Origin of the sequence: Kutzneria sp. 744 (genome assembly GCF_000568255.1) — a bacterium.
In the GTDB taxonomy this organism is placed as follows: domain Bacteria; phylum Actinomycetota; class Actinomycetes; order Mycobacteriales; family Pseudonocardiaceae; genus Kutzneria.
Window position 1 is genome coordinate 9,355,492 of the sequence record NZ_KK037166.1, and the last position, 22,397, is coordinate 9,377,888.

Here is a 22,397-nt window from a genome sequence, read left to right on the forward strand (position 1 = left end):
GGCCGAAGGCGCGCGGGTGCAGGTCGATGGCGCAGCCCTGCTCCAGCACCTCCCGCGCGTCCGGCCCGGACAGCTCGTAGGCCACCCGGTTGGCCGAGACGTCCACGACCGAGCCGGGGGTGTCGCCGAGCACGGCCCGCAGCTGGTCCTCGGACGCCCCGAACACCAGCCACTGGTCCGGCCCGAGCCACAGCACGGCCTCGGACCCGGTGTTCGGCACCACCGGCAGCGGCGTGCCCAGCAGCTCCCCGATCCGGGTCGCGGCCGGGTCCACGGGGTCGACCCTCAGGTCGACCTGGTGGGGAAGGTCGACTTGGCGGAGCTCAGCCATCTCTGCGGGTCCCCTCCGGGTCGTAGAAGATCGGCTCGGTGACCGTGGCGGCGATCGTCCGGTCCCGCAGCGGGGCCAGCACGGTCTGCCCGATCAGCTGCCGGCCGCCCTTGACCAGCGCCAGCGCGAAGGTCCGCTCCAGCGCGGCGCTGTGGTAGCTCGATGTCACGTGTCCGAGCATCGGCACCGGTTGTGCCAACGACGTGTCCGGGGCGATCAGCTGCGCGCCCTCGGGCAGCAGGTCCTCGGGGTCGACCGGCAGCAGGCCCACCAGCTGCTTGCGGTCCGGGCGAACCGCGTCGGGCCGTCGGTAGGAGCGCTTGCCGACGAAGTCCTTGCGCGGCGACACGATCCACTCCATGCCGAGGTCCTGCGGTGTGACCGTGCCGTCGGTGTCCTGGCCGACGATCACGTAGCCCTTCTCGGCCCGCAGCACGTGCATGGTCTCGGTGCCGTACGGCGTCGGCAGACCCGTTGCCATCACGGCATTCCAGACCTCTGCGCCGTGCCGACCGTCCACGTTGATCTCGAACGCCAGCTCGCCGGAGAAGGACACCCGGGCGATCCGGGCCGGTGTGCCGTCGGCCAGCCGCACGTCCCGGAACGTCATGAACTCGAAGGACTCGGCCGAGCAGTCCACGTCCGGCGCGACGATGCTGAGCACCGTGCGGGCCTGCGGGCCGACCACCGCGATCGTCGCCCACTGCTCAGTGACCGAGGTGAACCACACCTTGAGGTCCGGCCACTCCGTCTGCGACCACTCCTCGAACCAGTCCAGCACCGCCGCCGCGTTGCCGGTCGTGGTCGTGGCCAGGAAACGGTTCTCGGCGACACGCATGACCACGCCGTCGTCGAACACCATGCCGTCCGGCCTGCACAGCAGGCCGTACCGGCAGTGGCCGACCTTGAGCTTGGCGAACGCGTTGGTGTACATGCGGTTGAGGAACTCGCCGGCGTCCGGGCCCTGGATGTCGATCTTGCCGAGGGTGGAGGCGTCCATCACCGCCACGCTCGTGCGCGCGGCCCGGCATTCCCGCAGCACGGCCGTTTTCCTGTCCTCGCCGGGCCGCGGGTAGTACCAGGGGCGCTTCCACTGGCCGACGTTCTCGAACAGCGCGCCGTTGCGGACGTGCCAGTCGTGCATCGGCGTCATCCGCACCGGATCGTGCAGCTCGCCGCGATCCCGCCCGGCCAACAGCGCGAACGACACCGGCGTGTAAGGCGGGCGGTAGGTTGTCGTGCCCTGCGGTGCTTCGGCCCCGAGCAGTTGCGTAATCACGCCGATCGCCGCGAAGCCGGCGGTCTTGCCCTGGTCGTGCGCGGTGCCGATGGTCGTGTACCGCTTCACGTGCTCCACCGACCGCATGCCCGCCCCGGTCGCCCGCCGCACATCGGCGACGGTCGCATCCCGTTGCAGGTCAACGAACTGCCGGTCCTCCGGGCCGTCGACGAACCACACCGGCGTCGGTGGCGCGACGGTTTCCGTTGCCGCGTAGGGGGCTTCCGGCAGGCTGCCGTCGAATCCGGTCCTCTTGGCCGCTTCCAGGCCGGCCCGGAAGCCTTCTCGCAGGCAGCCGGCCAGGTCGTAGACGGCATTCGCGGCGCCCACGATGTGCTGCTCCTGCACCGATTTGTCCGCCACGAACGCGGCGACCCGCTCGTCGTACCGGATCTTGCCCTGGGACTGGGAGAACAGGTGCACGGCCGGGCTCCAGCCGCCCGACACCGCGAGCAGATCACAGGCGATCTGCCGATCGCCGACCCGCACGCCGCCGATGCGCCGCGTGCCCAGCGCCTGCTGGACATGCGCCCCGGCAAGCACCTCGATACCCAGTTCCTGCGCCCGGCGAACCAGTTCCCGTGGCGGCTCGGGTCGACTGTCCACAATGGTGGATACCCTCGTGGCCAGATCGAAGGCCGTCCCGTAGGCGGCGTCGTTCGTCGTGGCCACCACGATGTTCTCGCCCGGCAGCGCCGCGTACCGGTTGACGTACTGGCGAACCGCCGAGGACAGCATGATGCCCGGCAGGTCGTTGTCGACGAACACCAGCGGCCGCTCGTGTGCGCCGGTGGCCAGCACCACCCGCTTGGCCCGGACGTGCCACAGGCGGTGCTTCTCGGCCAGGGCAACGAAGTTCTGGTCGTAGTAGCCGAACGCCGTCGTGCCGGTGAGGATCCTGGTCTCGTCGAGGGCGTCCAGTTCGTCCACGGCGTCGGCCAGCCAGTCCAGCAGCCGGTTCTCGGTCAGCAGGCCGCCGCCCAGCTCGTTCTGCTCGTCGGCGAGGATCACCCGGGCCCCGGTGCGACCGGCCGTCAACGCCGCCGCCACGCCGGCCGGGCCGCCACCGACCACCAGCACGTCACAGTGCACGTTCCGCTTGTCGTAGCGGGTCGGGTCCGGTGTGTCGATCAGCCTTCCCTTGCCCGACAACAGGATTGCCGCCAGCCCGTCGACCAGCTCGGTGGTCGTGGCCAGCTGCATCGGATCATCCAGCTGCACCAGGGCATTCGGCTCGTCCACGCCCGCAGCGAAGATCCCGCGCGGCCGTTGCCTGTACGCGCTGGGCGCCACCTCCAGCAGCCCGTTGGCGATCATCGCCGAGGCCAGCGTGTCGCCGGCGCAGCCCGTGTACTCGATGTCGTCCACGGTGAACCGCAACGGCTTCGTACGGTCGATGCGACCGCCCTCGGGGAGTCTCATCGCACGATCTCGTTCGACACCGTGTCGCGGACGATGCTGAACCAGCGGCGGCACCCCGCCGAGTGCGACCAGCGCTCCTCGAAGCGCCCCTTGGGATTGTCCCGCACGAACAGGTACCGGCCCCAGTCCTCATCGGACAGATCGGCCGGCCGCTCCGGGTACGGCACGCCGGCCTGACCGCCGTAGTGGAACTCCGTCTCGTCGCGGTCGCCGCACCAGGGGCACGGGATGAGCAGCATCGGTCCTCCCTCTAGTGTGCGACGGCCGCGGCGCCGTGCTCGTCGATCAGGGCGCCCGTGGTGAACCTCTCCAGGGCGAACGGCTCGTTGAGCGGATGCGCCTTGCCGGTGGCCAGCGTGTGCGCGTAGGTCCAGCCCGAGGCCGGCGTCGCCTTGAAACCGCCGGTGCCCCAACCACAGTTGACGAAGAGCTCGTCCACCGGCGTCGGCCCGATGATCGGCGAAGCGTCCGGCGTGACGTCCACGATGCCGCCCCAGGTGCGCAGCACGTGGGCCCGGGCGAAGATCGGGAACAGCTCCAGCGCCGCCGCCATCTGCTGCTCGATCACGTGCACCGAGCCGCGTTGCGCATAGGAGTTGTACGGGTCGATGCCCGCCCCCATGACCAGTTCGCCCTTGTGCGCCTGGCTGACGTACACGTGCACGTGGTTGGACATCACCACACAGGGGTGCACCGGTTCCAGCAGCTCCGACACCAGCGCCTGGAGCGGATGGCTCTGCACCGGCAGTCGCACGTCGGCCAGGCTCGCCAGCACGCTGCTGTGCCCCGCCGCCGCCATGCCCACGCGGCCCGCGCGGATCGGCCCCAGGTTCGTCTCCACCCCGACGACCTTGTTGCCCTGCTTGAGAAATCCCGTGACCTCGCAGCCCTGGATCAGGTCCACCCCGAGCTCGTCGGCCTTGCGCGCGAACGCCCAGGCCACGTGGTCGTGCTTCGCGATGCCCGCCCGGGGTTGCAGCGTCGCCCCCAGCACCGGGTACCGCACGTCCGGCGAGGTGTTCACCACCGGGCAGAACTTCTGGACCTCGTCCGGATCCAGCCACTCCGCGTCCACCCCGTTGAGCCGGTTCGCGTTCACCCTTCGCGTGCCTTCTCGCACGTCTTGCAGGGTGTGGGCCAGGTTCAGGACTCCCCGCTGGCTGAACAGGATGTCGTAGTCCAGCTCCGCCGAGAGGCCCTCCCACAGCTTCAGGGCATGCTCGTAGATCGCCGCGCTCTCGTCCCACAGGTAGTTGGAGCGGATGATCGTCGTGTTCCGGGCCATGTTCCCGCCCGCCAGCCACCCCTTCTCCAGCACCGCCACGTTCCGGATGCCGTGGTTGGCCGCGAGGTAGTACGCCGTGGCCAGTCCGTGCCCGCCGCCGCCCACGATGACCACGTCGTACCCGGACCTGGGTTCGGGATTGCGCCACAGCCGGTCGGGATGCTCGGACATGCCCACCTCCAGGAGCCTGCGCTGTTGCAGATTAAGCGCACTGTTGCGCTCTCCACAACACCCGCCTCCGGCCTTCGTCAGGAAGGGCCCCTTACTGACGTTGAACGTCAGTAAGGGGCCCTTCCTGACGTTCAACGAGAGGATTGATCCCTTGATCTTGGGCGGGTCAGCTGGTGTGGCCGATGCGGTGGCTGATCTCGCGGGCGGCCTCGGCGGCTAAGCGGGCGACCTCCGTGAAGCGGTCCGTCGTCAACCGGTACGACGGGCCCGAAACGCTCAACGCCGCCACCACGTCCCCGTCCATGCCCCGGATGGGCGCCGCCACCGCGTTGAGACCGATCTCCAGCTCATCCGCCGTGCTGGCCCACCCGGCCGCCAGCGCCGCCTCCAGCTCGGACCGCAGCAGCCCGGCGTCGATGATCGTCCGAGGGGTGTACATGGTCAGCGGCCGGGCCAACAGCTCGTCGCGTACCGCTGAAGGCTGGTTGGCCAGCAGGATCTTGCCGCTGGACGTGGCGTGCAGGGGAGTGCGCTGCCCGACCCAGTTGATCGAGGACACGGTGGCGCTGCCGCGCACCTGGCTGACGTTGATGGCGTAGCCGCCGTCCAGGATCGCCACGTTGACGGTCTCGCCGACCTGGGCGGCCAGCCGCTCGCAGACGGGGCGGGCCTCGCGGGACAGGTCCATCTGCGCGGCGGTGGCCCCGGCCAGCCGGACGATGCCGAAGCCGAGCCGGTACTTGCCGCGGTCGCCGGCCTGCTCGACGAGCCCTCTGGAGTCGAGCACGGACACCAGCCGGAAGGCGGTGGACTTGTGCACCCCCAGCTCGGCGGCGAGCTCGGTGATGCCCATCTCGCCGTGCAGGGCCAGGAACTCCAGGACGGACACCGCGCGGTCGACCGACTGCACGAGTGCGGCCGACCCCTCGCTTGAAGCCATGCACGCACTGTAGTCGAGCGGATGGAGCCTTGACGGCGCATCGCCCGGTCCTCACTCTGTTGCGTGCAGCACGACAAGTTGTGCTATACGCAACCGGAGGCCGAAGTGATCGAGGTGTGCAGAGTCGGCGACTTGCCGCCGGGGGAGGCGGTCAGAGTCGACACGGTCGACCCGCCCATCGCCGTTTTCCGCACGGAGGACGGCGACTTCTATGCCGTCGACGACACCTGCACCCACCAGGACGCCTCGCTGGCCGACGGCTGGCTTGAGGGCTGCACGGTGGAGTGCCCGCTGCACGCCTCCTGCTTCGACCTGCGCACCGGCCAGCCCAGCGGGCCGCCGGCCACGAAGCCGATCCGCACCTACCCGGTGGTCGTCGAGGACGGCGTGATCCGCGTGGCCTACAGCGAAGTGGCCTGCTGATGCGCACGGCAGCGGTGATCGGCGCCTCCCTGGCCGGCCTGTCCACGGCCCGTGCCCTGCGTCAGCAGGGTTTTGACGGCCGCCTGGTCATCGTGGGCGACGAGCCGCACCGGCCGTACGACCGGCCGCCGCTGTCCAAGGAGTTCCTGGCCGGCAAGAGCTCGGACATCGGCCTGCGCACGCCGGACGACGAGGCCCTGGACTTCGACTGGCGGCTGGGCGCGCGGGCATTGAGCCTCAACCCGCACGACCGCTCCATCGAGTTGTCCAACGGCCAGACGCTGCGCTGCGACGGCGTCGTCATCGCGACCGGCGCCCGCGCCCGCTGGCTGCCGGGCACCGAGGGCGTCAACGGTGTCCACGTCCTGCGCACGCTGGACGACGCGATCCGCCTGCGTGCCGAGCTGGTGCCGGGCGTGAAACTGGTCGTGGTCGGGGCCGGCTTCATCGGGGCCGAAGTGGCGTCCACGGCCCGGTATCTCGGCGCGGACGTCACGGTCATCGAGGCCGAGCCGCTGCCGCTGCTGCGCCAGCTCGGTCCCGAGCTGGGCGCCGTCTGCGCCGGCCTGCACGGCGACCACGGCGTCCGCCTGATCACGAACGCCCAGGTCAAGCGCATCCTCGGGGCCAACCGGGTGCGCAGCGTGGAGCTGGCCGACGGCCGGCAGATCCCGGCCGAGGTGGTGGTCGTCGGCATCGGGGCGGCGCCGAACTTCGAGTGGCTCGCCGGCTCCGGCCTGCAGCTGGACAACGGCGTCGTCACGGACGCGGCCTGCGCGACCGGGTTGCCGGAGGTGGTGGCGGTCGGCGATGTCGCCGCCTCGTACAGCGTTCACCTGCACGACCGGCACCGCGCGGAGCACTGGACGAATGCGCTGGAGCAGCCGGTCACCGCGGCGGCGACGCTGCTGGGCGACCCGCGGCCGCACCTCTCCGCGCCGTATTTCTGGTCCGACCAGTACGGGGTGCGCATCCAGTTCACCGGTCACCGGCGCGAGGGCGACACCGTCCGGGTGATCGAGGGCGACACCGACCGCCGCAGCTTCCTCGCGGTCTACGAACGTGGTGATGTGCTGGTCGGGGTGCTCGGAATGAACCAGCCGAAGCTGTTCTCCCGGTGGCGACGGCAGCTGGCCCGGCCCGTGCTGGCCCCTTGACGGGACTCCGGTCGCAGTCGATGCTGTTGCGAACTCAGCGAGCCGTTGCGTAATCAGCAACAACCGTGATCGGGGGTCCCCGTGGCGGAACTGTTCATCGACGGGCACTGGACGACCGGGAGCGACACCCGGCCCGTGATCAACCCGTTCGACGGCAGCGTGGTCACGACAGTCGCCGAGGCCGACGCGAAGGACGCCTTGAGAGCGGTGGCCGCCGCGAGGGCCGCCTTCGATGCCGGCCCGTGGCCCCGCACGCCGGCGGCCGAGCGTGGCGCGCTGCTCAACGCCGTCGCCGACCTGCTGCTGCGCGACCGCGACGACATCGCCAGAACCGAGACCCTGGACACCGGCAAGACCCTCGGCGAGAGCATCGCCGACGTGGACGACGTGGTCCGGGTCTTCCGCTACTACGCCGACCTGGCCGACAAGCACCCCGGCCGGGTGGTCGACACCGGCATCCCCACCGCGCAGAGCCGGATCGTCTACGAGCCGGTCGGCGTCTGCGCGCTGATCACGCCGTGGAACTACCCGCTGCTGCAGGCGTCCTGGAAGGTCGCGCCCGCGCTGGCCGCCGGCAACACCATCGTGATCAAGCCGAGCGAGGTCACGCCGCTGACCACGATCGCCCTGGTCCGGCTGATCGAGGAGGCCGCCATCCCGGCCGGCGTGGTCAACCTCGTGCTGGGCGCGGGCGCCACCGTCGGCGCGGCACTGTCCGAAAGCGACGATGTCGACCTGGTGTCGTTCACCGGCGGCCTGGCCACCGGGCAGCGGATCATGGTCGCCGCCGCCGGCAACGTCAAGAAGGTCGCGCTGGAACTGGGCGGCAAGAACCCCAACATCGTGTTCGCCGACGCCGACCTGGAGACCGCCAAGGACCAGGCTTTGAACGCCGTTTTCCTGCACGCCGGCCAGGTCTGCTCGGCCGGGGCCCGACTTCTGGTGCAGGACAGCGTCTACGACGAGTTCGTCGCGGAGATCGCGGCCCGCGCCGACCGCATCGTCATCGGCAACGGGTTCGACGACACCAGCCAGAGTGGCCCGCTGGTGTCGGCCGAGCACCGCGCCAAGATCGAGCGGTACGTGGCGTCCGCGATCGCCGAGGGCGCCAAGCTGCTGGCCGGTGGCCGCCGGCCCGACGAACCCGAGTTGCGGCAAGGCTTCTTCTATCGGCCGACGGTGTTCGCGGACTGCCGCCGCGACATGACCGTCGTGCGCGAGGAGACGTTCGGCCCGATACTGACGGCCGAACGCTTCAGCACCGAGGAGGAAGCGATCGAGCTCGGCAACGACACGGACTACGGCCTGGCCGGCGCGGTGTGGACGCGCGACGCCGGCCGTGCGGCCCGGGTCGCCGGCGCGCTGCGCCACGGCACGATCTGGATCAACGACTACCACCCCTACCTGCCGCAGGCGGAATGGGGCGGCTTCAAGCGATCCGGCATCGGCCGCGAGCTCGGACCCACCGGTCTCGATGAGTACCGCGAGGCGAAACACGTCTACACCAACACCGATCCGAAACCACTCGGCCTGTTCCCGGGGTGATAGAGGATGTACGACTTCGTCGTGGTCGGCGGGGGTTCCGCCGGCAGCTGCCTGGCCAACCGCCTTTCCGCGGATCCCGCCATCACAGTCCTTGTGCTGGAAGCCGGTCGGCCCGACTACATCTGGGACCCGCTGGTGCACATGCCGGCGGCGCTCACCATGCCGATCGGAAACCGCTTCTACGACTGGAAGTACGAGTCCGAGCCGGAGTCGCAGATGGGCGGCCGGCGGATCTACCACGCGCGCGGCAAGGTGCTCGGCGGCTCGTCCAGCATCAACGGCATGATCTTCCAGCGCGGCAACCCGCTCGACTACGAGCGGTGGGGCGCGGACGAGGGCATGAAGTCCTGGGACTACGCGCACTGCCTGCCGTACTTCAAGAAGATGGAGAACTGCCTGGCCGGCGCGGACTCCTACCGCGGCGGCGACGGCCCGCTGGTCCTGGAGCGCGGCCCGGCCGACAGCCCGCTGTTCAAGGCCTTTTTCGAGGCCGTGCAGGAGGCGGGCTACCCGCTCACCAAGGACGTCAACGGATACCAGCAGGAGGGCTTCGCCCCCTTCGACCGCAACCTGCACCGCGGCCGACGGCTCAGCGCCGCCCGGGCCTACATCCACCCGGTGCGCAAACGCCCTAACCTGACGGTCACGACCCGGGCCTACGCGACGCGGATCCTGTTCGAGGGCACCAAAGCCGTCGGCGTCGAGTACGTCCAAGGTGGACGGACGAAGCGGGTTCGGGCCGGCGAGGTCATCCTGAGCGGCGGCGCCATCAACTCGCCGCAGTTGCTCCAGCTGTCCGGCGTCGGCAATGCCGCCGAACTGTCCGAGCTGGGCATCGACGTGGTGCACGACCTGCCGGGCGTGGGGGAGAACCTCCAGGACCACCTGGAGGTGTACATCCAGTACGCCTGCACCAAGCCGGTGTCGGTCGCGCCGTACATGAAGTGGTACCGCAAGCCGATGGTCGGCCTGCAGTGGTTGTTCCGCAAGGGACCCGGGGCCACCAACCACTTCGAGGGCGGCGGCTTCGTCCGTAGCAACGACGAGGTGGCCTACCCCAACCTGATGTTCCACTTCCTGCCCATCGCCGTGCGCTACGACGGCTCGCTGCCGGCCGGCGACCACGGCTACCAGGTGCACGTCGGCCCGATGTACTCCGACGCCCGCGGCTCCGTGAAGATCACCTCCCGCGACCCGCGGGTGAAGCCGGCCCTGCGCTTCAACTACCTGTCCACCGACCAGGACCGCCGCGAATGGGTCGAGGCGGTACGGGTCGCACGGAACATATTGACGCAGAAGGCTTTCGATCAGTACAGCGGCGGGGAGATCTCGCCGGGGCCTTCGGTGACGACCGACGAGGAGATCCTGGCCTGGGTGGCCAAGGACGGAGAGACGGCGCTGCACCCCTCGTGCACGTGCCGGATGGGGGTGGACGAGCAGTCCGTCGTGGACCCGGAAAGCCTGCGGGTGCACGGAGTCGACGGGCTGCGGGTCGTCGACGCGTCGGTGATGCGCTACGTCACCAACGGCAACATCTACGCGCCGACCATGATGATCGCGGAGAAGTCCGCTGACCTGATCCTCGGCCGGCAGCCCCTGCCGCCGTCCGAGGTGGAGTTCTACCGCCACCGGGAGCAGTCATGAGTTCTGACGACGGCCATGGCCTCGCCGAATTGGGGTACAAGCAGGAGTTCGAGAGAACTCTGGGCAACTTCCACACCTTCGCCGCCGGCATCAGCTACATCTCCATCCTCACCGGCACGTTCCAGATGTTCTACTTCGGCTTCGCCGTCGGCGGCCCGGCCAACTGGTGGTCGTGGCCGATGGTGTTCGTCGGCCAGCTGATGATCGCGCTGTGCTTCGCCGAGCTGTCCGCCCGCTACCCGGTGGCCGGCTCGATCTACAACTGGTCCAAGCGACTGGGCAGCCAGCACGTGGCCTGGCTGGCCGGCTGGATGATGCTGGTGGCCTCGGTCGTCACCGTGGCCTCGGTGGCGCTGGCCTACCAGATCACGCTGCCGCAGATCGCCGACTTCTTCCAGATCGCCCCGGACAACGCTGTGAACGCGGTCATCCTGGGCTCGGTGCTGATCGTGTTCAGCACGGCGGTCAACGCCTGGAGCACGAAGCTGATGGCCCGCATCAACAGCGCCGGCGTGTTCATCGAGCTGATCGCCGCCGTGCTGCTGGTGGTGCTGCTCGCGGTCGAGGTCGTGCGCGGGCCGCAGATCGTGCTGGACACCGCCCACAAGGGCGACGGCATGACCTTCGGCTACTTCGGCGCCTTCCTGGTCGGCTCGCTGGCCTCGGCCTACGTCATGTACGGCTTCGACACCGCCAGCTCGCTCGGCGAGGAATCCGTCGACCCGCGCAAGAACGCGCCGCGGGCCATCCTCCGCGCGCTGATCGCCTCCTTCGTCATCGGCGGCCTGATCCTGCTGCTGGCGCTGATGGCCGTGCGCAACATCAACGCGCCCGAGCTGAGCACCATCGGCCTCCAGTACGTGGTGATCGACGTGCTGGGATCGGGGCTGGGCAAGGTGTTCCTGGTCGCCGTGGCCATCGCGATCACCGTGTGCATCCTGGCCGTGCACACCGCGGCCATCCGGATGACCTTCGCCATGGCGCGGGACAACAACCTGCCGGCCGGCGCCTGGCTGGCCAAGGTGCACGGCAAGCAGCGCACCCCGGTCCGCCCGGCCGTGCTGATCGGCATCATCGCGATCATCCTGCTGGTGGTCAACATCGGCCAGCCGCAGATCTTCCAGCTGGTCACCAGCATCGGCGTCGTGCTCATCTACGTGGCCTACCTGTTGGTGACGCTGCCGATGCTCATCGCCCGGCTGCGCGGCACCTGGCCCGGCAAGGACGCCCCGAGCAAGGGCTTCTCATTGGGGCGCTGGGGTTTGCCGGTGAACATCCTGGCCGTGCTGTGGGGCGCGGGTATGGCGATCAACCTGGGCTGGCCGCGCAGCGAGGTCTACAACCCGACACCGCCGTTCCACTGGTTCCTGCAATGGGGTGCGGTGTTGTTCGTGGGTCTGGTGGCGCTGGTCGGCTTCGGCTACTACTGGATCGTGTTGCGGCACAAGACCGGCGTCCTCGCCGACCACGCCGCCGAGGTGGTTGCGGTGACGGCGGAGGAGGCTGTCTGATGCCGAAGGTCGTGATCATCGGGGCCGGTGTCGTCGGCTGCGCGCTGGCCGACGAGCTGACCGGGCGGGGCTGGACCGACGTCACCGTGTTGGACCAGGGTCCGCTGTTCGCCACCGGCGGCTCCAGCTCGCACGCGCCGGGCCTGGTGTTCCAGACGAATCCGTCCAGGACGATGGCCGAGTTCGCCACCTACACCGTGGAGAAGCTCGTCGGCCTGGGCGCGTTCAACCAGCTCGGCGGCCTCGAGATCGCGACCACCCCGGAACGTCACGCCGACCTGGCCCGCCGGCACGGCTGGGCCACGTCGTGGGGCATTCCGTCCTCGCTCATCGGCCCCGATGAGTGTCGGACGCTGGTTCCGTTGCTGGGCAAGGGTGTTCTCGGCGGTTTGCACACGCCGACCGACGGCCTGGCCAACGCCGTGCTGGCCTGCGAGAAGCAGGCCCGGCGCGCGATCGACCGCGGGGCCCTGTTCGTCGGCCGGCAGAAGGTCGTCGCCGTAGAGCAGGCCTCCGGCCGGGTCACCGGCGTCCGCACCGAGACCGACACGTTCGCGGCGGACATTGTCGTGTCCTGCGCCGGATTCTGGGGCCCGGCGGTCGGCGAGCTCGTCGGCCTGACCGTGCCGCTGACGCCGTTGGCCCACCAGTACGCCAAGACCACGCCGGTCGCCGGGCTCACCGGCAGGATGCCGATCCTGCGGCACCAGGACCGGGATCTGTACTACCGCGAGCACGGCGACCGGCTGGGCATCGGCTACTACGGCCACCGGCCGATGCCGGTCGACATCGCCGATCTGCCAACGGATCCGATGCCGTCCATGCTGGCCTTCACGCCCGAGGACTTCACCGAGGCCTGGACCGCCTCGACGGAGTTGCTGCCCTCGCTGGGGAAGAGCTCGTTGGGCGAGGGCTTCAACGGCATCTTCTCCTTCACCCAGGACGGCGCCCCGCTGATGGGGGAGTCCCCGTCGCTGCGAGGGTTCTGGGTGGCCGAGGCCGTGTGGGTGACGCACTCCGCCGGTGTCGGCCGGGCCATGGCCGAATGGCTGGTCGACGGCCAGCCGTCGACCGATGTGCACGAGTGCGACCTCAACCGCTTCGAGGAGCACCAGCTCGCCCCGTCCTATGTCCTTGAGCGCGGCCAGCAGAACTTCGTCGAGGTGTACGACATCGTGCATCCGTTGCAGCCCATGGAATCGCCGCGTCCACTTCGGACCTCGCCGTTCCATGAGCGGCACCAGGAGCTCGGCGCCCTGTTCCTGGAGGCCGCCGGCTGGGAGCGGCCGCACTGGTTCGAGGCCAACGAGTCCCTGATCTCCGGTTTCGACGTGCCCGAGCGGGACGACTGGTCGAGCCGCTACTGGTCGCCCATCGCCGCCGCCGAGGCCCGCGTCACCCGGGAACGCGTCGCCCTGTACGACATGACCCCCCTGAAGCGCCTCGAAGTCAGCGGCCCCGGCGCCCTGGACTTCCTGCAGGGCCTCACCACCAACAACCTGGCCAAGTCCGTCGGCTCGGTGACGTACACGCTGATGGTGGACGAGACCGGCGGCATCCGTAGCGACCTCACCGTCGCCCGCCTGGCTGCCGACCGCTTCCAGATCGGCGCCAACGGCAATCTCGACCTGGACTGGATGCTCCGTCGCGCGCCGGGTGATGTGACCGTCCGGGACATCACCGCCGGCACCTGCTGCCTCGGCGTGTGGGGCCCGCTGGCCCGCGACCTCGTGCAGCCCTTGGTGGACAAGGACTTCTCCCACAAGGCCTTCGGCTACTTCCGGGCCAAGCGGGCCTACCTCGGCGCCGTCCCCGTCACCGCCATGCGTCTGTCCTATGTGGGCGAACTCGGCTGGGAGCTCTACACCACCGCCGATCTGGGCCTCAAGCTGTGGGACACCCTGTGGTCGGCCGGGCGGGAGCACGGCGTCATCGCCGCCGGCCGCAGCGCGTTCAACAGCATGCGCCTGGAGAAGGGCTATCGCGCCTGGGGCACCGACATGACGCCCGAGCATTCCCCCTCCGAGGCCGGCCTCGACTTCGCCGTCCGTATGGACAAGGGCGACTTCGTCGGCCGCAGGGCCCTCGAATCCCGGCCGGTGGCCCGCAAGCTGGCCTGCCTCACCGTCGACGACCCCGGGTCGGTCGTGCTGGGCAAGGAACCCGTGTGGTTCAACGGTTCCCCCGTCGGCTACGTGACCAGCGCCTCCTTCGGCTACGGCGTCGGCCGGACAGTCGCCTACGCCTGGCTGCCGCCCGCCGTGGCCGAGCCCGGCACGGCCGTGACGATCGAGTACTTCGGGGAGAAGATCCCGGCAACGGTGCGCACCGAGCCGCTGTTCGACCCCGAGATGGCCAGAATCCGTCGGTGAGAAGGGGATTTGTTCCGTGACCGCCAGCCTCATCCCTACCCTGCCGGGCGCGTACTACACCGATCCGGCCGTCTTCCGGCAGGAGCAGGAACGCGTCTTCGAGGCCATGTGGTTCTGCGCCGTCAGGTCCTCGGACATCCCTTCCCCCGGCAGGTTCCGCACCGTCCAGATCGGACGCGAGTCCGTTCTGGTCTCCCGCGCCCGTGACAACTCCGTCAAGGCCTTCCTCAACATCTGCCGCCATCGCGGCGCCAAGCTCTGCCTGGACGAGGAGGGCGAGGTCAAGCGCGCCTTCCAGTGCCCCTACCACGCCTGGACCTACGGTCTCGACGGCAAGCTCATCGCCGCCCCCAACCTGACCAAGATGCCCGACATCGACCGTGTCGAGTACGGGCTGGTCAACGTGCACGTCCGTGAGTGGCTCGGCTACGTCTGGGTCTGTCTGGCCGACAAGCCCCCGTCGTTCGACGAGGACGTCATCGGCGCCTGCACCGAGCGCCTCGGCGACGCCAGCGCCATCGACCACTACGACATTCCCAACCTGTCGGTCGGCCGTCGCATCGTCTACGACGTGCAGGCCAACTGGAAGCTCATCGTCGAGAACTTCATGGAGTGCTACCACTGCGCCACCATCCACCCCGAGCTCACCGAGGTCCTCCCCGAGTTCACCGAGGGCCTGGCCGCCCAGTACTACGTCGGCCACGGCGCCGAGTTCGGCACGGAGATCCAGGGCTTCACCGTCGACGGCAGCGAGGGCCTCGACCGCATTCCCACCGTGAGCGAGGACCAGGACCGCCGCTACTACGCCATCACCGTCAAGCCCCAGGTCTTCATCAACCTCGTGCCCGACCACGTCATCCTGCACCGCATGTTCCCGTTGGCCCCCGACCGCACCGTCGTCGAGTGCGACTGGCTCTACCTGCCGTCGGTCGTCGAGTCCGGCAAGGACGTCTCGCGGTCGGTCGAGCTCTTCCACCGCGTCAACGAGCAGGACTTCGAGGCCTGCGAACGCTGCCAGCCCGCCATGAGCTCCCGCGCCTACGCCAAGGGCGGCGTACTGGTCCCCAGCGAGCACCACATCGGCGCCTTCCACGAGTGGCTGCTGGAGCGTTTGGCCTGACTCGAGCTCCGTTGACGCATCGGCCGGGATGGCACGCCCGTGCCACCCACCGCGTGTGGAATCGTCCTCGGACGTGAACGGACGCGGCATGAGCGACAACGAGCGGTCAGCGGCTGGTCCTGACCCGGCCTGGTTGGCCGCCTGGCGCCACGACATCAACACCGTGACACAAACACTGGTCGCCGACTTCGAGAACCGCTTCGGCTACCCGCCCGGCCGTAACGACGTCGATGAGCCCGGTCCGGCTGAACTCGACGCCGCACGGCAGCTCGCCGAGCACTCGGCGGCGGCCGAACCGCTGGTGCGGTTCTACCGGCACATCGGCGAGGTCGTCCTGGCCGACGTCGGCAACGCCTACTTCATTCACCCGGCGGCACACGTGGTCGATGACCTGGCCAGCAGCGGACCGATCCGCCTCGGTCCGCGCGACCGCGGCGTGGTCTTCGCCTCCGATGGCGGAGGCATCCACTTCGCCATCGCCACCAGTGGCGCGGTCCACCGATCGGCCGCCGCCAGTCGCGACAGCGATTTCCACCTCGTCGCCGACGGTCTCCAGGACTTCCTCGACCGACTCCGACGCGCCGTCGTCCGCTTCGTCGAGACGGGCCGGCCCGGAGACCTGTGACCGGCCCGATCCAGAACCGGACGTGGTCGGATCACGGCCTCAGACGGCAGCCGGCTCCTCGGCGCGCTCCTGGGCGTCGTCGAGGACGATGCGGCCCAGGACCGCGTAGGTCGAGGGGCGGAACCGCTTCAACGCCAAGGCACCGACGATCCCGATCGCGAACAGCGCGCCGACGATCCACGGGATGGCGTGGAAGAACGGTGTCGACGCGGCCGCGCCGGCGGCGGCGCCGAGGTTGTCCATCAGCAGCCACACCACGGCGATCATGCCGATGCCGCCGAGCAGGGGAGCGAGGAACGTCTTGAACCAGTGGCGGGATTCCTTGTGGTTGCGCCAGAAGTAGCCGATCACCGCGAACGAGCAGAGCGTCTGCACGATCAGGATGGCCATGGTGCCGAGGATGGCCATCAGCGTGTACAGGCTCAGGTACGGATCCTGGCCGGCCAGGCTGAACAGGGCGACGATGACCACGGCGATCACGGTCTGGGCGAACGAGGCGACGTACGGCGAGCCGTGCCGGGAATGGGTCCGCCCGAGACGACGCCAGATCAGCCCTTCCCGTCCGATGGCGTACATGTACCGGGCCGCGCACTGGTGGAAAGCCATGCCGCAGGCGAACGAGCCGGTGATCAGCAGCCACTGGAACAGCAGCACCGCCCAGTGCCCGACGAACGTTTCCGTGGGACCGAAGAAGAATCCCAGCGGATCGGACGCCGCTACCTGCACCGAACGGGCCAAGCCGTTGCCGGCGATGGCCATCCAGGACACGAAGATGTAGAAGATCCCCACCCCGATCACGGAGATCAGGGTGGCGCGGGGGATGGTCTTGCGGGGCTCCCGGGACTCCTCGCCGTACATGGCGGTGGACTCGAAGCCGACCCACGACCAGAAGGCGAAGAACAACCCGAGACCGGCCGCGGGGCCGCCGAAGGCGTTGAGGGGATTGATGGGAGACAGGGGGATCCCATCGGGTCCGCCGCCGCGCACGAGCACCGCGACGGCCATCAGGAACAGCATGCTGATCTCGCCGACGAGCATGACGCCGAGCAGCCGTGAGGTCAGGTGGATGTCGAAGAAGGACAGGATGGCGGTGGCGGCCAGCATGATCGCGGCGAACAGCTGCCACGGCACGTGCACACCGAACTGGGCGAGCACGGTGCTCTGCGCGAAGTAGGCGAAGATGCCGACGATGGAGGCCTCGAACACGATGTAGGCCATCACCGCCAGCAGCCCGCTGGCCAGTCCGACGACCCGGCCGAGGCCCTGGGACACGAAGCCGTAGAAGGCGCCGGTGGCGGTGATGTGCTTGGTCATGGCCACGTAGCCGACGGAGAACACCGTCAGCACCACGGTGGCGAACAGATAGCCCGCCGGGGCCCCGATTCCGTTGCCGAAACCGACGGCCACCGGCACGTTGCCGGTCATCGCGGTGATCGGGGCGGCCGTGGCGATCGCCATGAACACCACCCCGACCACGCCTACCGAGTTGGCGCGGAGGCGATCCATCAGAGCAGCTGCCACGACTTCTCAAGGGAAACGCGGAGGATCTGCTCCATCTCGTCGAAGTGGGACTGGTCGCAGATCAGCGGCGGCGACAGCTGCACCACCGGCTCGGCGCGGTCGTCGGCCCGGCAGTAGAGGCCGTTGTCGAACAGGGCGCTGGACAGGTAGCCGCGCAGCACCCGCTCCGACTCCTCGGCGGTGAAGGTCTGCTTGGTGGCCTTGTCCTTGACGAGTTCGATGCCGTAGAAGTAGCCGGCGCCGCGGACGTCGCCGACGATCGGCAGGTCCCGCAGTTTGTCCAAAGTGGACCGGAAGGCGGACTCGTTGTCCTGCACGTGCTGGTACAGGCCCTCGCCCTCCATCAGGTCGAGGTTGGCCATGGCCACGGCGCAGGACACCGGGTGGCCGCCGTAGGTGGAGCCGTGCATGAAGATGTTGGGGCCCTGGAGGAACGGCTCCATCAGCCGGTCGCTGGCCAGCACCGCGCCCAGCGGCGCGTAGCCGGAGGTCAGCCCCTTGGCCACGGTGATCATGTCGGGCTGGTAGCCGTAGCGGTTGGCCCCGAAGTCGTGGCCGAGGCGGCCGAACGCGCAGATGACCTCGTCCGACACGAGTAAGACGTCGTGGGCGTCGCAGATCTCGCGCACCCGCTGCCAGTACCCGGGCGGCGGCGGGAAGCAGCCGCCGGTGTTCTGCAACGGCTCCAGGAACACCGCGGCGACGGTGTCCGCGCCCTCCATGAGGATGGCCTGCTCGATCTGGTCGGCCGCCCACCGTCCGAACGCGACCAGGTCGTCGGCGTGCTCGGGCGCACGGTAGAAGTTGGTGTTGGGCACCTTGATCGCGCTGGGCACCAGCGGCTCGAAGTCGGCCTTGGCGCCGGGGATGCCGGTGATCGACAGCGCGCCCTGCGACGTGCCGTGGTAGGCCATCGAGCGGCTGATCACCTTGTGCTTGGTCGGCTTGCCGGTCAGCTTGAAGTACTGCTTGGCCAGCTTCCACGCGGTCTCGACGGACTCGCCGCCGCTGACCGTGAAGAACACGCGGTTCAGGTCGCCGGGCGCGCCCGCGGCCAGCCGCTCGGCCAGGTGCACCGCGGACGGGTGGGCGTGCGACCACAGCGGGAAGTAGGCCAGCTTGCGGGTCTGCTCCGCGGCGGCCTGGGCCAGCTCCTCGCGGCCGTGGCCGACCTGAACGGCGAACAGGCCGGCCAGGCCGTCGAGGTAGCGCTTGCCGTTGGTGTCGTAGATGTAGGCGCCCTCGCCGCGTTCGATCACGGGGATGTCCGTGTCCTCGAAGGCGGAGTGGCGGGCGAAGTGCAGCCACAGGTGGTCCCGGGCCGACGCGGACAGCGCGGCCGCGCCGGCGGGCCCGGGCTGGGCGGTGGCAGTCATGTCGTCCTCACCGATTTCGTCGCCTAACTGCTTATCGACTACGTTTATCGCACATCGGTGAGGTTGATACAAGGGATTCCGTAGCGGCTTACCGGGTTCCCCACTGATATGACTGCTTGTGCAGCCGCAGGTAGGGCATGGTTTCCACGTCGCGCACGCCCTCGACCGTGCGGATCCGGTTGGACATCAGGTCCAGCAGGTCCGCGTCGTCCTCGCAGACCGCCTCGCACAGGATGTCGAAGCGGCCGGCGCAGACCACCACGTAGTCGATCTCCGGCATGGCCGCCAGCGCGTCCGCGACCGGCTCGATCGGGCCGCTCACCTTCAGCCCGAGCATCGCCTGCCGGAACAGCCCCACCTGCATGGGGTCGGTCACCGCGACGATCTGCATCACGCCCGACTGCACCAGCTTGGCGACCCGCTGCCGCACCGCCGCCTCCGACAGGCCCACGGCCTTGCCGATGCTCGCGTACGGCCGCCTGCCGTCCTCCTGGAGCTGTTCGATGATCAGTTTCGACGCCTCGTCGAGAGGCTCCGTGTTCCTGCGCACCGCCGCATCATCGCAGTTCCCCGCCGGTCGGCACGGCAACGTCGACCGTGTCCGCCCCTACGGCCGCCCGCGCGAAGTAGGCCGAGCCCTTTCGCCACGCCATCAGCATCGGCACGATGCCCACCGCCAGCAGGCCCAGCCCGATCCCGTTGACCACGGCCGTGTTGGAGCCGATGGCCTGCACGAACATCCACAACAGGAACGCCGCGCCCACGCCCGGCCACAGGCCGATCAGCAGGAAGTTCCGCACGCTCTTGAACAGCTCCGCGCGGTGCGAGACGACGACCGCGATGCCGGCCAGGCCGTAGTAGAAGGCGATCTGGAGGCCGATGGCGCTGATCGCGTCGGACAGGATCTCGCCGACGGTGCCGAGGAAGTTGGCCGCCACGAACAGCAGCACCGACACCACGGCGACCACGATCGTGGCCAGCGTCGGCGTGCGCCAGCGCAGGTGGGTGCGGCCGAACGCGTGGGGCAGGGTGCCGTCGCGGCCCATCGCGAACATCGTCCTGGTGACCTGGATCAGCGTGGTCTCCAGGGTGGCGATGGTGGACAGCACGACCGCGATGGACAGGACCTTGCCGCCGGGGCCGGGCCAGATCGCCTGGCCGAGCAGGTCGAGCAGGTTGCCGCCGCTGCCGCCGATGGCGTCGGCCGACAGCAGCAGGTTGACCAGCACCGTGAAGCACAGGAACAGGCCGAACACGATCACCACGCCGACGATGCCGCCCAGACCGGCGGCCCGGCGCGCGGACCGGGTCTCCTCGTTGAGGTTGGCCGACACGTCCCAGCCCCAGTAGTAGAAGGCGGCGACCAGCGCGGCCCCGGCGAAGCCGCCCATGCCGTCGAAGTGCGAGAACCCCAACCAGGACCAGTCGAAGCTCTCCACGGCGATGGCCGGCGCGCGGAGGTAGCCCACGACCAGGAACACCACGAGGATGGCCACCTCGATGCCGGACATGATCCACTGGGCCCGGGCCGTCACCGTGACGCCGAGGTAGACCACCAGCGCCATGGCCCCGAACCAGACCGCGCCGACCACCGTGACCAGCGCCGTGTTCGAGGCCAGGTCCGGGTCGAACAGCGACAGCGTCAGCGCGCCGGCGGGTATCGCGCCGGCGACCATGAACAGCGTCGCGGAGACGATCAGCGCCCAGCCCGCGAGGTAGCCAAGCACGGGGTGCAGGGCGCGGCCGACCCAGGCGTAGCTGGCGCCGGCGTTGACCTGGCTGCGGCCGAGGTGGCTGAAGGCCCAGGCGATGCCGAGCATCGGGATGCCGCACCAGAGGAGCGCCGCCGGGCTGCCCAGACCGGCGACCGCGACGAGGGCGGCGGTGCTGGCGCCGATCGAGTACGCGGGCGCGCTGCCCGCGACGGCCATCATGGCGGTGTCGGCCGCGCCGAGCACATTGGCTCGTAACGCGCGCTCCTCGGACATCGGGGCCTCCAGCAGGGGATCGGCGGGTGACGGGGGCCACACCCGTGCGGTGTAGTGAAGGCGTTCCGGCCTGTGAAGTCAATGCCTTGGGCGACGGAAACAGCAACTTAATCGCGCGGTTGCAATCGATACCGTCGCGGGGGAGCATGGTTTACGACTAAATCCGTGTCTGGAAGGATCCGTTCGGTGGCCGAGAAAACCGTCTTCACCAACCTCGTCAACGGCGAGCGGATCGGCGCGGCCGACGGTCGCACCCTCGACGTCGTCGATCCGTCGACCGGAGACGTGTACGCGACCTCCCCGCTGTCCGCGCCGGCCGACGTCGATGCCGCCTTCGCCGCGGCCGGCGCCGCCTTCGAGACCTGGCGCGACACCACCCCCGCGCAGCGGCAGCTGGCGCTGCTCAAGATCGCCGACGCCATCGAGGCCCGGGCCGACGAGTTCGTGCGCGTCGAGTCGGCCGACACCGGCAAGCCGCTCGCCCTCACGGCGTCCGAGGAACTTCCGCCCTGCGTGGACCAGTTCCGGTTCTTCGCCGGCGCCGCCCGGATGCTGGAGGGCCGGTCGGCCGGCGAGTACCTGGCCGGGCACACCTCGTACGTGCGACGCGAGCCGGTCGGCGTGTGCGCGCAGGTCACACCGTGGAACTACCCGCTGATGATGGCCGTGTGGAAGATCGCCCCGGCCCTGGCCGCCGGCAACACCGTCGTGCTCAAGCCGTCCGACACCACGCCGGCGTCCACGACGCTGATGGCCGAGGTCGCCGCCGAGTTCCTGCCGCCGGGCGTGTTCAACGTGATCTGCGGCGACCGGGACACCGGCCGGGCGCTGGTGTCGCACGACCGTCCGGACATGGTGTCGATCACCGGCTCGGTGCGGGCGGGCATGGAGGTCGCCTCGGCCGCCGCCGTCGACCTGAAGCGGACGCACCTGGAACTCGGCGGCAAGGCGCCGGTCCTGGTGTTCGCCGACGCCGACCTGGAGGCGGCCGCGGCCGGCATCGCCGCCGCCGGCTACTTCAACGCCGGGCAGGACTGCACCGCCGCCACCCGCGTGATCGTCGACGCTTCCGTGTATGAGGAGTTCGCGGCCCTGCTGGCCGCCGAGGCGCGGTCGTGCCGCACCGGCGCGCCGACCGAGGACGTGACCTACGGGCCGCTGAACAACGCCGGCCAGCTGGCCCGGGTCGGTGGCTTCATCGACCGGCTGCCCGCGCACGCGTCGGTGCTGGCCGGTGGTTCCGTGGTGGGCGACCGTGGCTACTTCTACGCCCCCACAGTGGTTTCCGGGCTTCGGCAGGACGACGAGATCATCCAGAACGAGGTGTTCGGGCCGGTGATCACCGTGCAGTCCTTTGTGGACGAGGGCGAGGCGGTGGCCATGGCCAACGGCGTCAAGTACGGCCTGGCCTCCAGCGTCTGGACCCGCGACCACGGCCGGGCCATGCGGATGGCCAAGCGCCTCGACTTCGGCTGCGTGTGGATCAACACCCACATTCCCATCGTGTCGGAGATGCCCCACGGCGGCTTCAAGCACTCCGGCCACGGCAAGGACCTCTCCCTGTACAGCCTGGAGGACTACACCCGCATCAAGCACGTCATGTCCTCCCACGACTGACCCAACCCCAACCCCGCCCGCCTCCCCATCCACCCACCCCCCCGCTTTTTCGCCACATGTGGTCCATATG

The 22,397-nt window shown here is 69.4% G+C and carries 18 protein-coding genes; 9 read left to right on the plus strand and 9 right to left on the minus strand.

The window, feature by feature from the left end:
* The 5 genes from KUTG_RS42795 to KUTG_RS42815 all read right to left on the minus strand — a co-directional run.
* Positions 1–331: sarcosine oxidase subunit gamma (locus KUTG_RS42795; protein ID WP_304413676.1), on the minus strand; the 331-nt coding region annotated here is incomplete at its 3' end.
* Complete coding sequence (locus KUTG_RS42800) at positions 324–3,032, minus strand: glycine cleavage T C-terminal barrel domain-containing protein (RefSeq protein ID WP_043725308.1); 2,709 nt, start codon at positions 3,030–3,032, stop codon at positions 324–326. The genes KUTG_RS42795 and KUTG_RS42800, both read right to left, overlap by 8 nt.
* On the minus strand, positions 3,029–3,271 hold the full coding sequence (locus tag KUTG_RS42805; protein WP_043725311.1) for a sarcosine oxidase subunit delta: 243 nt from the start codon (positions 3,269–3,271) through the stop codon (positions 3,029–3,031). The genes KUTG_RS42800 and KUTG_RS42805 overlap by 4 nt, the downstream gene beginning before the upstream one ends.
* Positions 3,272–3,282: 11 nt before the next feature.
* Positions 3,283–4,488, minus strand: a complete 1,206-nt coding sequence (locus KUTG_RS42810) for a sarcosine oxidase subunit beta family protein (RefSeq protein WP_043725315.1) — start codon at positions 4,486–4,488, stop codon at positions 3,283–3,285.
* Positions 4,489–4,654: 166 nt separating this feature from the next.
* Positions 4,655–5,428: an IclR family transcriptional regulator gene (locus tag KUTG_RS42815; RefSeq protein WP_084580456.1), complete on the minus strand. Its 774-nt coding sequence runs from the start codon at positions 5,426–5,428 to the stop codon at positions 4,655–4,657.
* A 105-nt stretch (positions 5,429–5,533) separates the two neighbouring features.
* On the opposite strand from KUTG_RS42815, the gene KUTG_RS42820 reads away from it, so the two are divergent.
* From KUTG_RS42820 to KUTG_RS42855, 8 genes are all read left to right on the plus strand, one after another.
* A complete protein-coding gene (locus tag KUTG_RS42820; protein ID WP_043732615.1) occupies positions 5,534–5,851 on the plus strand; it encodes a bifunctional 3-phenylpropionate/cinnamic acid dioxygenase ferredoxin subunit in 318 nt (105 codons plus the stop codon).
* Entirely contained in the window at positions 5,851–7,008 is a 1,158-nt protein-coding gene (locus KUTG_RS42825; protein ID WP_043725319.1) for an NAD(P)/FAD-dependent oxidoreductase, read from the plus strand. The genes KUTG_RS42820 and KUTG_RS42825 overlap by 1 nt, the downstream gene beginning before the upstream one ends.
* A gap of 81 nt (positions 7,009–7,089) precedes the next feature.
* The gene (locus tag KUTG_RS42830) at positions 7,090–8,553 is read left to right on the plus strand and encodes an aldehyde dehydrogenase family protein (protein WP_043725321.1); all 1,464 of its coding nucleotides are present in this window, start codon (positions 7,090–7,092) and stop codon (positions 8,551–8,553) included.
* Between the two features lie 6 nt (positions 8,554–8,559).
* Positions 8,560–10,197: a choline dehydrogenase gene (gene betA / locus KUTG_RS42835; protein WP_043725323.1), complete on the plus strand. Its 1,638-nt coding sequence runs from the start codon at positions 8,560–8,562 to the stop codon at positions 10,195–10,197.
* Positions 10,194–11,708: an APC family permease gene (locus KUTG_RS42840; RefSeq protein ID WP_043725324.1), complete on the plus strand. Its 1,515-nt coding sequence runs from the start codon at positions 10,194–10,196 to the stop codon at positions 11,706–11,708. The genes betA and KUTG_RS42840 overlap by 4 nt, the downstream gene beginning before the upstream one ends.
* Positions 11,708–14,080: a GcvT family protein gene (locus tag KUTG_RS42845; RefSeq protein WP_043725326.1), complete on the plus strand. Its 2,373-nt coding sequence runs from the start codon at positions 11,708–11,710 to the stop codon at positions 14,078–14,080. The genes KUTG_RS42840 and KUTG_RS42845 overlap by 1 nt, the downstream gene beginning before the upstream one ends.
* Positions 14,081–14,096: 16 nt before the next feature.
* Positions 14,097–15,200, plus strand: a complete 1,104-nt coding sequence (locus KUTG_RS42850; protein WP_232241255.1) for an aromatic ring-hydroxylating oxygenase subunit alpha — start codon at positions 14,097–14,099, stop codon at positions 15,198–15,200.
* 88 nt (positions 15,201–15,288) lie between these two features.
* Positions 15,289–15,825, plus strand: a complete 537-nt coding sequence (locus tag KUTG_RS42855; RefSeq protein ID WP_052396068.1) for a hypothetical protein — start codon at positions 15,289–15,291, stop codon at positions 15,823–15,825.
* A gap of 39 nt (positions 15,826–15,864) precedes the next feature.
* Here KUTG_RS42855 and KUTG_RS42860 read toward each other — a convergent pair whose 3' ends face one another.
* The 4 genes from KUTG_RS42860 to KUTG_RS42875 form a co-directional block, all read right to left on the minus strand.
* Complete coding sequence (locus KUTG_RS42860) at positions 15,865–17,331, minus strand: APC family permease (protein WP_043725331.1); 1,467 nt, start codon at positions 17,329–17,331, stop codon at positions 15,865–15,867.
* The gene (locus KUTG_RS42865) at positions 17,331–18,722 is read right to left on the minus strand and encodes an aspartate aminotransferase family protein (RefSeq protein WP_052396069.1); all 1,392 of its coding nucleotides are present in this window, start codon (positions 18,720–18,722) and stop codon (positions 17,331–17,333) included. Before KUTG_RS42865 ends, KUTG_RS42860 begins: the two co-directional genes overlap by 1 nt.
* Positions 18,723–18,810: 88 nt before the next feature.
* Complete coding sequence (locus KUTG_RS42870; protein WP_043725333.1) at positions 18,811–19,272, minus strand: Lrp/AsnC family transcriptional regulator; 462 nt, start codon at positions 19,270–19,272, stop codon at positions 18,811–18,813.
* A gap of 7 nt (positions 19,273–19,279) precedes the next feature.
* On the minus strand, positions 19,280–20,710 hold the full coding sequence (locus tag KUTG_RS42875) for an APC family permease (RefSeq protein ID WP_043732623.1): 1,431 nt from the start codon (positions 20,708–20,710) through the stop codon (positions 19,280–19,282).
* A 186-nt stretch (positions 20,711–20,896) separates the two neighbouring features.
* Between KUTG_RS42875 and KUTG_RS42880 the strand changes: the two genes are divergently transcribed.
* On the plus strand, positions 20,897–22,327 hold the full coding sequence (locus tag KUTG_RS42880; RefSeq protein WP_043725334.1) for an aminobutyraldehyde dehydrogenase: 1,431 nt from the start codon (positions 20,897–20,899) through the stop codon (positions 22,325–22,327).
* The last annotated feature ends 70 nt before the right edge of the window (positions 22,328–22,397 follow it).

Excerpts from the sequence above, each read along its gene's own strand:
- KUTG_RS42845 (WP_043725326.1), top strand. The coding sequence starts at position 11,708 with ATGCCGAAGGTCGTGATCATCGGGGCCGGTGTCGTCGGCTGCGCGCTG.
- KUTG_RS42860 (WP_043725331.1), bottom strand. The coding sequence starts at position 17,331 with ATGGATCGCCTCCGCGCCAACTCGGTAGGCGTGGTCGGGGTGGTGTTC.
- KUTG_RS42805 (WP_043725311.1), bottom strand. The coding sequence starts at position 3,271 with ATGCTGCTCATCCCGTGCCCCTGGTGCGGCGACCGCGACGAGACGGAG.
- KUTG_RS42865 (WP_052396069.1), bottom strand. The coding sequence starts at position 18,722 with ATGACTGCCACCGCCCAGCCCGGGCCCGCCGGCGCGGCCGCGCTGTCC.
- KUTG_RS42855 (WP_052396068.1), top strand. The coding sequence starts at position 15,289 with ATGAGCGACAACGAGCGGTCAGCGGCTGGTCCTGACCCGGCCTGGTTG.
- betA (WP_043725323.1), top strand. The coding sequence starts at position 8,560 with ATGTACGACTTCGTCGTGGTCGGCGGGGGTTCCGCCGGCAGCTGCCTG.
- KUTG_RS42825 (WP_043725319.1), top strand. The coding sequence starts at position 5,851 with ATGCGCACGGCAGCGGTGATCGGCGCCTCCCTGGCCGGCCTGTCCACG.
- KUTG_RS42840 (WP_043725324.1), top strand. The coding sequence starts at position 10,194 with ATGAGTTCTGACGACGGCCATGGCCTCGCCGAATTGGGGTACAAGCAG.
- KUTG_RS42815 (WP_084580456.1), bottom strand. The coding sequence starts at position 5,428 with ATGGCTTCAAGCGAGGGGTCGGCCGCACTCGTGCAGTCGGTCGACCGC.
- KUTG_RS42810 (WP_043725315.1), bottom strand. The coding sequence starts at position 4,488 with ATGTCCGAGCATCCCGACCGGCTGTGGCGCAATCCCGAACCCAGGTCC.
- KUTG_RS42800 (WP_043725308.1), bottom strand. The coding sequence starts at position 3,032 with ATGAGACTCCCCGAGGGCGGTCGCATCGACCGTACGAAGCCGTTGCGG.
- KUTG_RS42875 (WP_043732623.1), bottom strand. The coding sequence starts at position 20,710 with ATGTCCGAGGAGCGCGCGTTACGAGCCAATGTGCTCGGCGCGGCCGAC.